The organism is Roseovarius sp. THAF27 (genome assembly GCF_009363655.1).
Taxonomy (GTDB): Bacteria; Pseudomonadota; Alphaproteobacteria; order Rhodobacterales; family Rhodobacteraceae; genus Roseovarius.
In genome coordinates this window covers 2,904,361-2,918,856 of record NZ_CP045393.1, presented here as the reverse complement: position 1 = coordinate 2,918,856, position 14,496 = coordinate 2,904,361, and the positions used below count along the sequence as shown (strand labels likewise).

General features: G+C 63.8%; 13 protein-coding genes. 4 read left to right on the top strand and 9 right to left on the bottom strand.

Annotated features, from left to right (window positions below; all coding sequences use genetic code 11):
• Positions 1 to 2 precede the first annotated feature (2 nt).
• The 9 genes from FIU89_RS14655 to FIU89_RS14615 form a co-directional block, all read right to left on the bottom strand.
• Positions 3 to 1,370: a hypothetical protein gene (locus tag FIU89_RS14655; RefSeq protein WP_152493284.1), complete on the bottom strand. Its 1,368-nt coding sequence runs from the start codon at positions 1,368 to 1,370 to the stop codon at positions 3 to 5.
• Between the two features lie 7 nt (positions 1,371 to 1,377).
• Positions 1,378 to 2,205 (bottom strand): SDR family NAD(P)-dependent oxidoreductase, encoded by an 828-nt coding sequence (locus FIU89_RS14650; protein WP_152493283.1) that lies wholly within the window; start codon positions 2,203 to 2,205, stop codon positions 1,378 to 1,380.
• On the bottom strand, positions 2,202 to 3,704 hold the full coding sequence (locus tag FIU89_RS14645; RefSeq protein ID WP_057794833.1) for a tripartite tricarboxylate transporter permease: 1,503 nt from the start codon (positions 3,702 to 3,704) through the stop codon (positions 2,202 to 2,204). Before FIU89_RS14645 ends, FIU89_RS14650 begins: the two co-directional genes overlap by 4 nt.
• A 3-nt stretch (positions 3,705 to 3,707) precedes the next feature.
• Entirely contained in the window at positions 3,708 to 4,229 is a 522-nt protein-coding gene (locus FIU89_RS14640; RefSeq protein WP_152493282.1) for a tripartite tricarboxylate transporter TctB family protein, read from the bottom strand.
• 79 nt (positions 4,230 to 4,308) lie between these two features.
• The gene (locus FIU89_RS14635) at positions 4,309 to 5,292 is read right to left on the bottom strand and encodes a tripartite tricarboxylate transporter substrate binding protein (protein ID WP_152493281.1); all 984 of its coding nucleotides are present in this window, start codon (positions 5,290 to 5,292) and stop codon (positions 4,309 to 4,311) included.
• A 54-nt stretch (positions 5,293 to 5,346) separates the two neighbouring features.
• Entirely contained in the window at positions 5,347 to 6,060 is a 714-nt protein-coding gene (locus tag FIU89_RS14630) for an SDR family NAD(P)-dependent oxidoreductase (protein WP_152493280.1), read from the bottom strand.
• 3 nt (positions 6,061 to 6,063) lie between these two features.
• Positions 6,064 to 6,828, bottom strand: a complete 765-nt coding sequence (locus FIU89_RS14625; RefSeq protein WP_152493279.1) for a citryl-CoA lyase — start codon at positions 6,826 to 6,828, stop codon at positions 6,064 to 6,066.
• Positions 6,829 to 6,831: 3 nt separating this feature from the next.
• A complete protein-coding gene (locus FIU89_RS14620) occupies positions 6,832 to 8,355 on the bottom strand; it encodes a class I adenylate-forming enzyme family protein (protein ID WP_152493278.1) in 1,524 nt (507 codons plus the stop codon).
• A gap of 12 nt (positions 8,356 to 8,367) precedes the next feature.
• Entirely contained in the window at positions 8,368 to 9,159 is a 792-nt protein-coding gene (locus tag FIU89_RS14615) for an IclR family transcriptional regulator (RefSeq protein WP_152493277.1), read from the bottom strand.
• A gap of 269 nt (positions 9,160 to 9,428) precedes the next feature.
• Between FIU89_RS14615 and FIU89_RS14610 the strand changes: the two genes are divergently transcribed.
• From FIU89_RS14610 to FIU89_RS14595, 4 genes are all read left to right on the top strand, one after another.
• A complete protein-coding gene (locus tag FIU89_RS14610) occupies positions 9,429 to 9,938 on the top strand; it encodes a methanogen output domain 1-containing protein (protein ID WP_152493276.1) in 510 nt (169 codons plus the stop codon).
• Positions 9,931 to 11,100, top strand: a complete 1,170-nt coding sequence (locus FIU89_RS14605) for an ATP-binding protein (protein ID WP_172978120.1) — start codon at positions 9,931 to 9,933, stop codon at positions 11,098 to 11,100. The genes FIU89_RS14610 and FIU89_RS14605 overlap by 8 nt, the downstream gene beginning before the upstream one ends.
• Positions 11,093 to 11,530: a response regulator gene (locus FIU89_RS14600; RefSeq protein ID WP_152493274.1), complete on the top strand. Its 438-nt coding sequence runs from the start codon at positions 11,093 to 11,095 to the stop codon at positions 11,528 to 11,530. Before FIU89_RS14605 ends, FIU89_RS14600 begins: the two co-directional genes overlap by 8 nt.
• Positions 11,531 to 12,131: 601 nt before the next feature.
• Positions 12,132 to 14,198 (top strand): AAA family ATPase, encoded by a 2,067-nt coding sequence (locus FIU89_RS14595; protein WP_172978119.1) that lies wholly within the window; start codon positions 12,132 to 12,134, stop codon positions 14,196 to 14,198.
• Positions 14,199 to 14,496 lie beyond the last annotated feature (298 nt).

The following is a 14,496-nucleotide window of genomic DNA, read 5'->3' as shown; positions in this document are numbered from 1 at the left end:
TCCTAACCTTGTAGAGAGATGACTGTGGCGGTGGCGAGGAAGAGGCCAAGCGCGGCCAGCGTCAGCACGGTGAGTTTCAGGTTGCCGCGGCGCAGGAGCGGGGCCGTTTCAAGCTGCATGATGCGGGTGGTGATCAGCACGTTGGCGGTGAAGGGTGTGGAGGCCGCGGTGAGGCCCCAGCCGATGATCGCGGCCAGCGCCAGCCACATCAGGGCTGGTTCGGGCACCAGAGGGTGCAGCACGCCCAGAAGGATGCTGGCCGACACGATGGGGTTGAGCGCCATGAGCCCGCCCAGCACCATGCCTACGGGCACCAGGGCGATAAGTGCGGGCACCAGCGCGTCGGGTGGGGTGGGCAGGGCGCCGTCGAAACTGCTGACGAACCAGGCGATGACAGCGCCGAGAAAGCCTGCGCAGGAGACGATGACGATTTCGTTGACGCCCGATTGCGCGGTTGCCCCCAGTTCGCGGTGCAGACCGGGGGCCAGACGCGCGGCGACCTGGATCGTCCACCAGGCGAGCGAAAAGCCCAGCACAGCCAGCAGCACCGAGGCCGGCATCGAGAGGTCTGCGGCCATGTGCAGCCCGAAGGCTACGGCAACCAGCAGGGCGACGCGGGCGCCGACGCGCAGCAGGATCATCTGATCCGGCAGGGGCGGCATGGCGCGTGCCAAGGTCGGCTGGTCGGAGGGCGGGGTCGTGCGCGGGCCGCGCGACACCAGATATCCCGCCCCGAGGTAGAGAAGTGCGGCGACGAGGCCGTAGGGCAGGATCTGGAAGTAATCGACCTCGGGCAGGATCGACAGAGTGATGATCGTCGAGAGTGCAAGCGGCGACCACATGGGCATGGCGCCGAAGCCGCGCAGCATCGAGAGGGTGAGGTCCTCGACCGCGTTCTGCTTTTCCAGCGTCTCGCGGGTTTGTGCCAGTAGCGTGGCCATCAGGCTGGCGGCGCCGAAATTGAGGAAGATGCCGAAAATATGGGTGCCAAGCGTGACGAAGAGATAGCGAGCGCCGCGCGGGCGGTTCGCCACCACGGCGGCGGCCTTGCGGATGTCGGGTGCGCGGGAGGCGGCGCGGCTTAGCAGGCCGAGTGCCACGAGGAATGCGGCGAGAAAGGTCATCCGTCCGAGGCCGCCCGTGGCCACGATCCAGCCGCCGGCCCAGCCCCAGAGAAACAGTCCCAGTACCAGGCCCCCGATGATCCACGCAGGACGGTTGAGGCCGTGGTGGTTGAGCAGGGCGAGCGCCAGCAAGGCGAATACGGTGGGGGTGTCCGGCACCGGAACGACGATGGCTGCGGCGCCGGTGACCAGCAGGTAGAGCGCCAGAGCCGGGTTGAGGATGTCCCGGACGCGTCCGGGTATCACGGGCGCCCTAGCCATCGACGGCCTGACGGATGCTGGCCGACAGGCCGCCGTCGACCACGAGTTCGGTTCCGGTGATGTAGCCCGCCTTGTCGGAGGCCAGGAAAACCGCCGCCTCGGCGATGTCCCAGGCGCTGCCCATGCGGCCCAGCGGGCATTGCGCGGCGCGGGCGGCGCGCATCTGCGCCTCGGTCCGGTCGCCGTAGCTGTTGGCCAGCGTCACGCCGATGCGGGGGGTGTCGATGAGACCAGCGATGATGGAATTGACGCGGATGTTGTCGGGCGCGAGTTCCACAGCCAGGGCGCGGGCGAACTGGTTGGCGCCGGCCTTGGTGGCGGAATAGGCGAGGTGGGGATAGCCCACGTGCCGGATCGACGCGATCGAGGAGGTGACGGTGATGACCCCGCCGCCTTGGGCGCGCATCATCGGGATGGCGGCCTGAGTGGCCACGTGCAGCGAGGTGAGGTTGGCGTCGCTGATGCGGCGCCAGTCGGCGGGCGTGGTGTTCTCGGACGGGCCGCTTTTGCCCAGGCCCACGTTGCAGTGGAGGATGTCGAGGCGGCCGTACCTGGCCTCGATCCCCGCGATCAGGGCGGTGACGCTGGTGTCGTCGAGGACGTCGACCGTCGCGGCCTCGGCGCTGCCGCCCGCGTCGGTGACGTGGGTCACGGTTTCGCGGGCCGATGCGAGGTCGTTGTCGGCGGCGATCACGTGGGCGCCTTCGCGCGCTAGGCAGATGGCGATGGCCCGCCCGATGCCGATGCCCGACGCGATGGAGCCGGCGCCGATCACCAGCGCGACGCGGCCCTGAAGGCCCGGATCCGACACGCCGGTCATGCCGACCCCGAGCGCAGGGCGTCGCGCTTGGCGCGGGTGGCGCGCAGCTCGCGGCGGATGCCGACGAAGGCGGACAGGATGGTGATTACGATGAAGATCCAGCAGATCGGGCTGCGGAAGAAGATGGTGATATCCTCGGAAATGAGGAAGGAGCGGCGCAGGTTGTCCTCGAAAAGCGGTCCCAGGATGAAACCCATGAGGAAGGGGGCCGCGGCCATGTCGATCTTCATCATGATGTAGCCCAGCACACCGAAGGCCAGCATCACGCCCACATCGAACATCTGGCTTTGCACGGCGTAGCTGCCGAAGACGCAGAACATCAGGACGATGGGCAAAAGGATGTGGCGCGGGATGTCGGCGATGCGGGCGAAGTAGCGGATCGCCAGTTTGCCCGAGCCAAGGAGCACGACGGAGCTGAGCATGATGCCGATGAAGATGGCGTAGATGATGGTGATGTTGTCCTGGAACATCAGCGGGCCGGGGGTGAGGCCCTGGAGCATGAAGGCGCCGAGGATCACCGCCGTCACCACGTCGCCCGGGATGCCGAGCGCCAGCAATGGGATCAGCGTGGCGCCGGCGACGCCATTGTTGCCCGCCTCGGAGGCGGCGACGCCTTCGATATTGCCCTTGCCGAAGGTCTCGGGCGACTTCGAGGTGCGGCGCGCCTCGCCGTAGGAGAGGAAGGCGGCGGCGGTGGCGCCGGCGCCCGGGATTGTCCCGATGATGACGCCGATGAAGCTGCCGCGGATGATGGTGACGAGGCTGGATTTCAGCTCGGCCAGGCTGACGCGGCTCTTGTCGGCGGTCTTGACGGTGAAGGGCGCGACCTTGCGCACGTAGAAATCGATCACCTCGGGCAGGGCGAAGAGGCCGATCAGCAGGGGGATGTAGCTGACGCCGCCCATCAGGTTGAAATTGTCGAAGGTGAAGCGCTGCGTGCCATAGACCAGGTCGAGCCCGATGGTGGAGGTCAGAAGGCCCAAGAGGCCCGAGATCAGGCCCTTGGTCAGGGACGAGCCGGAGATCGAGATCACCACGGTCAGCGAGAAGCAGATCAGCCAGAAATATTCGGGAGGGCCAAAGGCGAGCGCGAGGCCCGCGATGAGGCTGGCGAAGAAGATCAGCGAGAGGTTCGACAGGAAGTCGGCGATGCAGGACGCGTAGAGCGCCATGTTGAGCGCCTTGCCTGCCTGGCCCTTCTGCGCCAGCGGGTAGCCGTCGAGCAGCGTACAGGCCGCTGCCGGTGTGCCGGGGGCGCGGATCAGGATGGCGGTGATCGAGCCGCCGAAGACGCCGCCCTTGTAGACGCCCACCAGAAGCAGGATGCCGGTGACCGGATCGAGGTTGAAGGTGAAGGGCAGGGCGAGGGCCACGGCCATGGTCGCGGTCAGGCCGGGGATCGCGCCCACGGTGACGCCCAGGCAGACGCCGGCGGTGATCGCCAGAAGGTTGCCCAGGGTGAAGAACATCTCGAAGCCGGTTGCGATATTCTCAAGCATGGATCACATCCAGTCTTCGAAGAGGCCCATCGGCAGAGGCACCTGCGCGACATGGGCGAAAAAGAGATAGACCAGCACCGGCACACCGATACCGACGCCAAGAAGGATGAGCGGGCGGCGTTCGCCGCCAATGGCCATCAGGGCGATGGTGACCAGCATGGCCGTCAGGGGCATCCCCAACCGGTCGGGCAGCATCAGGTAGACCAGAAGCAGGCCGACGAGCATAAGCACGCGGCTTTTCCAGCGCGGGTGCGTTCCGAGCGAGGCTTCATCCTCGCCGGGGATATGGGCGGCAAAGACCGCCTCGAGCAGGTGGATCAGGGCGAAAAGGCCCACACCGGCGGTCAGAACATAGGGTAGGAAGGCAGGCGAAAGCGGCAGGTGCTTGACCGAGGCGGGTGTCGTCACCCCGGCGGGGATCACGACGAAGGCGAAAAGCGCCGACGCCAGAAGCGTGAGAGCCGCGAAGACGATTTCGCGGCGGCGTCCCCGGCGAGCGTCGGTGTCTGATCTGGTGTCGCTCATGGCTGGCCCTCCTCCCGTGCCGCCCGATTGGCGTGACGGCCCCTCGTAGGGGCCGCCACCATGTAATATGAAGGCTGAATTATTCGACCGTGACGCCGGCCTCGTCCACGACGGTTTTCCAGCTGGAGAGTTCGCCCTCGATATACTTGGCGAAGTCTTCGGAGCTGCCGCCCTCGATGCTGGCGCCGCGGGTGTCGGCGAACTTCTTGAAGCTGTCGCTGGTGATGACCTCGTCCAGCGCCTCGGACAGCGTGGCCACGACGGCCTCGTCGGTCCCGGCCGGGGCAAGGATGCCAAACCACGAGCGGGCCGCGAAACCGTCCAGTTCGGCGATGTCCAGCTCGTCCAGCGTGGGCACGTCCTCAAGCTGATCGGAGCGTTCCGGCGTGGTCACCGCCAGCGCGCGCAGAGCGCCCGACTGGATATGCGGCATGGCCGAGGGCAGGTTGTCGAACATCACGTCCACGTCGCCCGAGAGCAGGGCGGGCACGGCCTCGCCGCTGCCGCGGAACGGCACGTGGGTCATGTCGGCGCCGGTGCGAGCCTTGAACATTTCGCCCGAAAGGTGGATCGAGCTGCCCACGCCCGACGACCCGAAGGTCATGTTCTCGGACTTGGCGGCGTCGAGGAAATCCTGCGCGGTCTGGTAGGGGCTGTCCGTGTTGACGACCATGACGTTGGGGATCGACATGATCAGCTTGACCGGTGCGAAATCCTCGACCGGATCGTATTGCAGGTTCTTGTAGACCGCCGGCGCGATGCCGTGCGACGAAACCTGCCCCATGAAGAGCGTATAGCCGTCGGGGCGGGCATTTGCCGCCTGAGTGGTGCCCAGCGTGGCGCCAGCCCCGGGGCGATTTTCGACCGTCACGGTTTCGTCCAGCACCTGCGCGAGGCCGTCGGCCACCTGGCGGGCCAGGATGTCGGTGGCGCCGCCGGCGCTGTAGGGGACGATGATGGTGATGCGCTTGGTGGGATAATCCTGCGCCATGGCCGAGCCGCCAAAGGCCAGCATGGCGGTGGCGCTGACGGCACCGATCAGGGTTCTGCGATTGAGTTTCATCTTGGTCTCCTCCTTTGATGAAAAGTCTTGTCTTTCCTTGTGTCCGGATGGTCTTCAGACGGATCCGATCGTCATGCCTCCGCAGACGTAGAGGACCTGTCCGGTCACGAACCCCGCTCTTTCCGAACAGAAGAACGACACGGCGTCGGCCACGTCCTCGGGCGTTCCGGTGCGTTTCATGGGCACCGTCGCGATGATTTTCTCGGTGCGCGAGTCGCCGGGCGGGTTCACCTTGTTGAACAGCTCGGTGGCGATGGGGCCGGGGCCGAGCGCGTTGACGGTGATGCCGTGCCGGCCCAGTTCCAACGCCCAGGTCTTGGTCATGCCGTGCAGACCGGCCTTGGTGGCCGAATAGGCAGTGCGCAACTCCTTGCCCAGGGCCACGCGGCTGGAGATGTTGACGACCCGGCCCAGCCGCGCGTCCTTCATCGAAGGCAGGGCGGCTTGCAGGCAGACGAGCGGTGCGCGCAGGTTTACGGCCGCGACCTTGTCGATGGAATAAGGGTCGGTCCCTTCCACGTCTGCCGGCTCGACAATGCCGGCATTGTTCACCAGCCGCGTCACGCGGCGGCCGTCGCAGAATTTCGCCAGCGCGGTGCGGGTGGTCTCGACATCCGACAGGTCCAGTTCCAGCACCTCGTCGGCGTGCTCGTGTTCGGGCGCGATACGGTCCACCACGGCGACGCGCAGACCATCGGCCTTGAGCCGTTCGGCAATCGCCGCGCCGATACCGCGCGCGCCGCCCGTGACGATGGCGAAATCACTCATGAATCACTCCTCGAACGGCATGGCCTTGTCGATCGTCTCCCAGATGAAGCGACCGGAGGGTTTCTGTTGCTCTTCGGCGATATGCGCGACAAGGCCCGCGGCACGGGAAATGACGGCGAACCCGCGCATCAGGTTCACGGGGATGTCCATGTCACCTAGAAGGGCGGCAGTTGCGCCGGTGGCGTTGATCGTGATGTGGCGGTCGAATTCCGAGTCGACTGCGGCCGAGAGGGCTTTCAACGCGCGCAGATAGCGGGGGTTGTCGGATTCTTTCTCCCCGATCTCCAGCAGCTTGAGCGCGCGGGGGTCGTCGGGTTTGTGCAAGTGGTGGCCGAAGCCGGGCAGGTGAGCCTTGCGGGCGCGATGTTCGCGCACGATCTCGGCGGCGCGGACGGCCTGGGCGTCGGCGTCCAGATCGACCAGCTCCGACAGCAGGCGGGCGTTATTCTCGATCGTGCCCACGAACTGGCTGCCGACGGCCAGAAGGCCGGCCGCGACGGCGCCTTGCAGGTTCTCGGGCGCGGACATGTAGATCGACCGGGTGGTGATGGCGCTGGGTGTCAGCCCGTGTTCCATCATGACGATCAGGATCGCGTTCATCACCCGCTTCTGGCTGGGGCTGACCGGGCGGTTCAGGATGTGTTGCATCATCACGGTGACGAAATCGCTGTCATCGGTCAGAAGCTCGTCCACGAGGTTGTGGTTGCGATAGAAGATCTCGGTGTCGGTATAGCGGCACAGCGATGTCGTGGGCGCTGGTTTGGACATGGGTCAGCCTTTCTGAAGTTCGTCGGCCCGCGCGGCGGCGTGCTCTTCGGCGAGTTGGTTTTTCTGCAGCTTGCCGATCGCGTTGCGCGGCAGGCTGTCACGGAAATTGACGGATTTGGGCGTCTGGACCGGGCCAAGACGTTCGCGGATGAAGGCGATGATCTCGTCACCGCTGACGGCGTTCGCGTCACGCACCTGCACTGCGGCGTGCACCGCCTCGCCCCACTTGTCGTCGGGCACGCCGTAGACGGCGCAGTCGATGATCTCGGGATGTTCGCCCATGATGGTCTCGACATCGGCCGGGTAGACGTTGAAGCCGCCGGTGATGATCATCTCCTTGGCGCGGCCGCGGATGAAGAGATAGCCCTCCTCGTCCTTCTGGCCGAGATCGCCGGTGTGGAGCCAGCCATCGATCAGAGTCTTTGCGGTGATGTCGGGCTGGTCCCAGTAACCTGTCATCAGCAGGTCGCCGCGAATGACGATTTCGCCGGTTTCTCCTGCGGGCAGGAGATTGCCCTTGTCGTCCATGATCTCGACCCGGCTGAGAAAGGTCTCTCGTCCCACCGAAGCACGCTTGGCGGGGTCCTTGAGCTCTTCGGCCGAGATCATGGTGGCGATCTGGGGCGCCTCGGTCTGGCCGTAGGTGGAAGCAAGGCAGAGGCCGAAGATGTCCTGCGCGCGGCCGATGGCGTCGGGGCGCATCGGCCCGGCGCCGTAGATCAGGTTCTTGAGATGCGCATAGTCGGCGTTGCGGACATTTTCGAGTTCCATCAGCATGTAAAGCACGGTGGGTGGCACGAAAGTGGTGGTGATCCGGGCGTTTTGCAGGAAGTCGAGAGTCTGCTCGGGACGCGGCCGGTCGAGCAGAACCAGGGTGCCGCCGGTGGCAAGCGTCGGCAGGATATAGGTTGAGGTGCCGTGCGTGATAGGGGCTGCTGCCAGGTAACGCTGGCCTTTGCCCAGCGACCAGGCGGCGACTTGCGTGGCGATGTTGGTGTTCCAGGCGCGGTAGGGCTGCATCACGCCCTTGGGCAGGCCGGTGGTGCCGCCTGTGAACTTGATCGCCTGCGTGGCCGACAAGGGCAGGTCGGCTTCTGCCGGGGCTTGCTCTGCATGATTGCGGTAAAGAGCGCCGGTGGTGCCTTCGCCGCCTTCGGGGTTGGAATAAAGAAGAGTGGTCTCGGCCCCGATGAGTTTTTCGGCGGTGTCCTTCTGGACGATCACGATGCTGGCGCGGGTGAAGGCAACGGCGCGGACCAGTTCGGCGGTCGCGTTCATCGGCTGCAGCGGGACCCAGACCTTGCCCGCCGCCAGAACCGCCAGCCAGCAGACCAGATGGTCGATCGTGTTATAGCAGCAGATGCCGACGCGGCTGCCGAATTCGGGATCCATCCGCTGCAGCCCTGTGGCAAGCGCCTGCACTTTCGCGTGAAGTTCACCGTAGGTAAGGGCGTCGTCGCCATGCTCTACCGCGACATGATCAGGCCAGACTCTTGCCGAGCGGTGAAAGAAGTGAATTGGGTACATGATTTGCCTGCCTTACGTCCTGAAACCTGCCCGAGAGAGCGCACGTGTCATAACCTCGACGACTTCCGTCCGGCGCTTGGGTGCCAGCCGGGACTTCAGCGCGGAGACCGACAAGCCGGCTCTCAGCTGACCCGTGCTGTCGAATACGGCCACGGCGATGGCGCTGACCTCGGGGATGATGATGGAGTTGTTGACCAGCCAACGGTGCTCGCGCCAATGGCGAACCATGCGTCTGACTTCGGAAACGTTCAGATCGCCATAGCGGCCGTAGACATCGCTATTGGAGGCGATCAGCCGGTCGCATTCATCTTCCGGCAGAGCCGCCAGCATCGCCGCGCTGCCTGCCCCTACGCCGAGCGGCCGCCGGGCACCGACCTGCAACGTATTGGCCGAGAGCGGGTAGGCGGCGTTGACCGAGTCGATGCACAGCGCCTCATCCCCGAAAGGTACGCTGAGATAGGCCGTCTCGCCGGTCAGGGTCGCGGTTTCTGCGAGAGCGGGATGCAATTCCATCCGCAGCGAGTCGAACTGACGCGGTGAGCCGGGTGCTCCTGCCAGATCGAATATGCCGATGCCGAGAGTATAGATCTTGGAATAGGGGTCGAAACTGAGAAGCCCACCGTCGACGAGCCCCTGAAGAAGCCGGCGCGCGGTCGCTATCTTGAGATTGGCCTTGCGCGCGACGGTCGACAGGGTGACCCCGGTCGCGTTGCGCTCTGCCACCACCGGCAGAAGACGGATCGCCTTGGCGAGTGACGTCTCTGCGGTCTTGGCCTCGTCCTTGCCTTGTCGCGTGTCGTTCAAAGTTTCCTCCCGGGGCGGAGCCGTTCCGGTGCCGCCAACTGGATGCGAACTTCAAGGGCGTGAGTGGCAAAGTCTAGGCGATTCCAATCAAAATATGAAAAAATTTTACCGTTATTTGGTAAATGAAAGAATAAAACATTGATTATAAATAATTATTTTAATAAATAAACTTGTCGCTTTAGGTGCGGTTCACGGGGTGAGGTTCTCTTTTTGTTTACGCCTCGCTGCTAGACATGAGGTCGACACCCTTCGCGGAAGGAGTAGAACGCATGCCGGACCCAACATTCGCGGACCCCGAAGGAAAGATCTCAAGAAACCGGGATCAGTTCCTGCGCGAGCTTCTCAGAGAACTCGCCTTCGTGCTGGAAAACCGGATCGGCATTGAGGACGCAAAAGGCTTCATCGCGCGGGTCGGGACCCGAATCGGTGAAATGATGGATGCCGAGTATCGCGATCTTCTCGAAGTCGAAAGGCTCACTGCAAAGCAGGTTGCGGCAGCGCTCGTCGACCTGAAAAAGCGGATCGAGGGCGGGTTTGAAATCGAGTCGATTGCAGACGACCGGATCGTGTTGGTCAGCGACGCCTGTCCGTTCGGCTCCTATGTGAAGGGGCGCCAGTCGCTTTGCATGATGACATCCAGCGTGTTTGGCCGGATCACGGCGGACAATCTTGGATATGCCCGGGTGGAAAAGGCCGAGACCATCGCCCGCGGCGATCCGCGCTGCCGGATTATCGTGCATCTGTCCGAGGGCAAAGTCGGCCGCGAGTACTTTGGATAAGGGGTTTCAACAGACCGATCTGAGTTGCAGCGCTTTTCATGCGCTGGCCAACCATGCGCTGGTTGTCGACCGCAAAGCTCGCGTGTGTGCAGCCAACCGAAAAGCGGAACAACTGCTGCGGGACACTATGAAGCACGCGAACGAACGTGACGCATGGTACTTGCCTGACGTATTTGCCGTGTCGCGGGAGGCCGCCACCAGAGAGATTCTCTTGGCTGCATCCGGCAGTGACCTTGTTTTTCCCTTGCGCAACGCTGGGCCAAACGGGCCGCAGGACGTTCGTTTTAGGGTAAGCGCCATTCGCACGGGAAGCCGCGCGCCAGAGCATTTTGTTCTGTTGTCTCAGGGCCAAGACGTATTGAGGGCACCTTTCGACCTTCTCAACGCAGAACTTGAGAAAGCCGATATCGAAGCGCGGCGCGAACGTGCGCATCGCCGGTCTTTGCAGCGCGCCAACAAAGTACTGAACGCGTCCAATGCCGAGTTGAAGTCGTTCGCCTATGCGGTGTCTCACGACCTCAAGTCGCCAATACAGACCGTATCGATGCTGCTTTCGGAGATGGCGCAGTGCCAAGAGGGCGGCTTGGACTACGACTTGGCGGAACTGATCCGCATGGGCCAGGAAACGCTGCAACGCGTGTCTGTCTTGATCGGGGACGTTCTGCGCTACACGCAGTTGATCGGATCGGACATGTCGATGTCGCGCTGCGACCTGAACATCATCCTGGAAGAGGTGATCTCGGATTCGCGGGCCGAGATAAAAGAGACCGGCGCCACGGTTCGTCATGGCAAACTGCCGGTCGTATTCGGCGACGCGGTGATGATGCGCATCCTCTTTCAGAACCTGATCGGCAACGCGATCAAGTACCGCCATCCCGAGCGCGCGCCCGAAATTCTCGTGCAACCCGGCCGGAAGGGCGCGCAAGGTCATGTCAGGATCGAGGTCAGAGACAACGGCATAGGCATTGCCCCCGAATATCGCGACCGCATTTTCGATCTGTTCAGCCGCCTGCACCGGCACGACGAAATTCAAGGCAGCGGGCTTGGCCTGACCATGTGCCGCAGGATCGTCAACAGGCTGGACGGTGAAATCGAGGTTCTCGAGAACTCAAGCGGCGGCTCTGTTTTCCTAGTCTCACTGAAGGTTTTCAAAGATGATTAACTTTGAGCAGACGCATCCGGAAGCTATCGAAACGGTGCTGCTGGTCGACGATGACACGTTCTTTCACATTGCGTGCAAACGGCTCATGCAGCGCAGCGGACTTGTGAAAACCCTGATCTGCTATCCGATGGCGGTGGACGCGCTGGCATTCCTGTCGCGCTCGGACCGGCCCTGCGTGGATGTCATCTTCCTCGACATCAACATGCCGAAGATGAACGGTTTTGAATTTCTCGAAGAGGCTGTCACGCGGTTCGGCACTGATTTCTGCAGAAAGCTCGTGGTTATGCTGACGTCCTCGCTGGACGCCAGGGATGTCGCGCGAGCCAAAGCATGCAATGCCATCGACTCCTATGTGAACAAGCCTTTATCGCACGAGCATATTGCATCCATCGCCGGGAAGCTGAAAGCAGGCCGGGAAAAGTTGGGGTGAAAGATGTGTGAGCTTGCTTTCGGCGAACATTTAGCCGACGCGACTGATACGTGCGGAGTGTTCCGGGCCAGACAGCGGCGTTCAGGATGATTGCGGCAGAGATGGCGAAGCGCAATCGCAACGGAGCCTCGGAATCCGCGTGGCGATGCAAGAATACTTGTTGGAAACCACGCGGCTGTGCGCCCATCGCCAGAACAGATCGAGGGGTAAAATCATCGAATACACGAGTGCTTTCATGCTCTTCTCGTGTGGAGTGAATCTAGCAGTTCAGAATGGAAATTCAGTGCAAACCGCTCTCGATGCCAGCAAGTTAGGCATCAATTCTGTAGAAGAATGGTTTCGAATATGACGTGGGCTGTCGAAGCTGTGACCGTGCTTCCGAGAAAGTGGCAGCCCGTAGGGGGCTCCACTTTCCCATTTAGATCAGAGGCTTGATGAAAAGTGGGACACTTGAATCTCCCACTGTTTCATTAGGTTTTTTGGATTTTTTGTCCCACCGAAAACCGGGCGGAACGACACGCCCAGAAATGATGAACCCCCCGCTGGACCAACAGCGAGGGGCTCGGAATTGCATCGGATGTTTGGAAGAAGGATGCGGTATATGGATACCCCAGATGATACGACGACACAAGACAATCTGAGCGCCGCGCTCGCTCTGGCGGCGGACGGCATTACCGTCTTCCCGGTCGGCCCCAACAAGCGGCCGCTGGTGAAGGGCTGGCAGGATAAGGCCACGGCGGACCCGGACCAGATCGAAGCGTGGTGGAGCAAATGGCCCGATGCCATGCCCGCCCTGCCGACCGGCAAGCGGAACGGCGTCGCGGTGCTGGACGTGGACCGGAAGAACGGCAAGGACGGCTTCGCCGAACTGGCGGCGCTCGGGCTCGACGTGGATGCGCTATCCGACACGCAGGGGGCCACGGCGAACGACGGGGCGCATCTGTACTTCCGCTGGTCCGAGGGCATTACCAACAGCCCCGCAGGACTGCCGCCGGGGCTGGACGTGCGCGGTGAAGGCGGCTTTGTGGTCGCACCCGGCGCGGTCAACGGCAACGGCGTCTACAAGCTGCTGAAGGGCAGCCTGACGGGCAAGTTGCCGCCGTGGCCCGAGGCTCTGCCGATCCGTCGCAAGGCGACTGAGCCGGGCGAGGCGCGGCCCACTGGTCTGCCGTGGCCCGTCTTCGTGGAAGCCGTGCGGGCGGTCCCGAACGACATCAATGACCGGGAATCGTGGGTGGCCCGGCTCGCCGCTATCCATGCGGAGAGTGGCGGCGGTTCGAATGGACTCGAACTGGCCCACGAATGGTCCGCCCAGCACAAGACTTATGACCCGACTGAGACCGACCGGGTCTGGGCGTCCTTCAAGCGGTCCGATGGGGCAACCGGCTGGCGCTTCATCGCTGAAGCCGAGCGCCGGGACTGGTCCCATCCCGACGTTGCCGAATTGCGGCAGGCCGAGGCCGTGGCCCTGCTGGAAGACGCTTGGACCACCGACCAGATGGCCGAGATAGAGCGCGAGTCGGTCAAGGACCGGATGGATCGACTGGCAGACAGCCTGAAGCTGGGCGATGCGCAGCGGGCGCTGATCGGCGGCAGGATCATCCCATACTTCACCGATGTTGCAGACCTGCTGAGCACCGCCGCCCCGCCGCGCGAGTGGCACGTTGACGACTGGATTCCGGCGAAGACGGTCCACATGCTCGGCGGGCCGGGCGGCACCGGCAAGAGCCTCTTGGCGATTCAACTGGCCGTCGCTACAGCCTGCGGGCTGCCGTGGATCGGCATGGACGTGCTGAAGCCGGGGCCGGTGCTCTACTACGGCGCGGAAGACGATCAGGACGAGATGCACCGCCGCTTCGCCGACGTCTGCCACGCGGAGGGCGTGAAGCCCGGGCCGGGCCGGATCAGGTTGCGGGCGGCCGTGGCCGAAGACACGATCTTCGCGACGTTGGACAGGACCACGGGCAAGGTGCAACCCACCGATCTGGTGAAGCGGATCGAAGCCGAAGCCGTCAAGGTCCGGCCGTCGCTGCTGGTGCTCGACACGCTGGCGAACCTCCACGCTCTGGACCCGAACAGCCAAGAGCAGGCGCGGGCCTTTGTCTCTCTCCTGATCGGCATCGCCCAGCGGTGCGGCTGCACCGTCCTGCTGCTGGCCCACCCGAGCCGCACGGGCATGGCCGATGGCAGCGGCGACGGCTTCAGCGTGGCGTGGTCCAACAGCGTCCGCTCCCGTTCCTATCTCGCTTCTGACGACAGTGATGCGGACCTGCGGGTGCTGAAGGGCATGAAGTCTAACTACGGCAAGAGTGGGCAGGAGATCACCTTGCGCTGGGAACAGGGCGCGTTCCAGCCGGTCAAGGAGTCGGTGGCCGACAGCTACAAGGACCGGGCTGTCTTCCTCGCCGTCTTTGATCGGCTCTTCGCACAAGGTCGTTACCTGTCGCACAAGATCAGCCCCACCTACGCCCCGGCCCGCGTCGCCGAAGAGGAAGAGGCGCGGGCCGCGAACCTGAGCAACGACCGGCTGCGGGACGCGATGAACGCGCTGCTGGCGTCGGACGTGCTGGTGATCGAGACCTACAAGAACGGCTCCCGTCACGAGGCGCAGCGCCTCGCCCGGGGGCCGGGCCAGTTCACCACGGGGGGCAACGATGACCTGTTGTGACTCTGAGCGCACCACGGGGGCTCACCACGGGGGGATGTCAGGGGGGATTCTCCCCAGAGGAATCCCCCACGGGGTCTGCGCTAACCCTGCGCTAACCTGTGGGGGCTGCGCTAACTGTGCGCTAACCCCTGCGCTAACTGCGCGCTCACCTGCGCTAACTGGTGCGCTAACACACTCCCCCTACTACGTAGGGGGGCTGGCGGGTGCCCCCGCCGCCGCCCCGCCTACGTTACCGGGGATAGGGGCGCGGGAGCGTCCCCTGTGGTGGACCGTTCACGGGGATGCCCCCATGTGGGGG

What these genes read in the sequence shown, in the direction of transcription:
- FIU89_RS14650 (WP_152493283.1), bottom strand. Translation starts at nt 2,205, where the DNA reads ATGACCGGCGTGTCGGATCCGGGCCTTCAGGGCCGCGTCGCGCTGGTG.
- FIU89_RS14645 (WP_057794833.1), bottom strand. Translation starts at nt 3,704, where the DNA reads ATGCTTGAGAATATCGCAACCGGCTTCGAGATGTTCTTCACCCTGGGC.
- FIU89_RS14640 (WP_152493282.1), bottom strand. Translation starts at nt 4,229, where the DNA reads ATGAGCGACACCAGATCAGACACCGACGCTCGCCGGGGACGCCGCCGC.
- FIU89_RS14635 (WP_152493281.1), bottom strand. Translation starts at nt 5,292, where the DNA reads ATGAAACTCAATCGCAGAACCCTGATCGGTGCCGTCAGCGCCACCGCC.
- FIU89_RS14630 (WP_152493280.1), bottom strand. Translation starts at nt 6,060, where the DNA reads ATGAGTGATTTCGCCATCGTCACGGGCGGCGCGCGCGGTATCGGCGCG.
- FIU89_RS14625 (WP_152493279.1), bottom strand. Translation starts at nt 6,828, where the DNA reads ATGTCCAAACCAGCGCCCACGACATCGCTGTGCCGCTATACCGACACC.
- FIU89_RS14620 (WP_152493278.1), bottom strand. Translation starts at nt 8,355, where the DNA reads ATGTACCCAATTCACTTCTTTCACCGCTCGGCAAGAGTCTGGCCTGAT.
- FIU89_RS14610 (WP_152493276.1), top strand. Translation starts at nt 9,429, where the DNA reads ATGCCGGACCCAACATTCGCGGACCCCGAAGGAAAGATCTCAAGAAAC.
- FIU89_RS14600 (WP_152493274.1), top strand. Translation starts at nt 11,093, where the DNA reads ATGATTAACTTTGAGCAGACGCATCCGGAAGCTATCGAAACGGTGCTG.
- FIU89_RS14595 (WP_172978119.1), top strand. Translation starts at nt 12,132, where the DNA reads ATGGATACCCCAGATGATACGACGACACAAGACAATCTGAGCGCCGCG.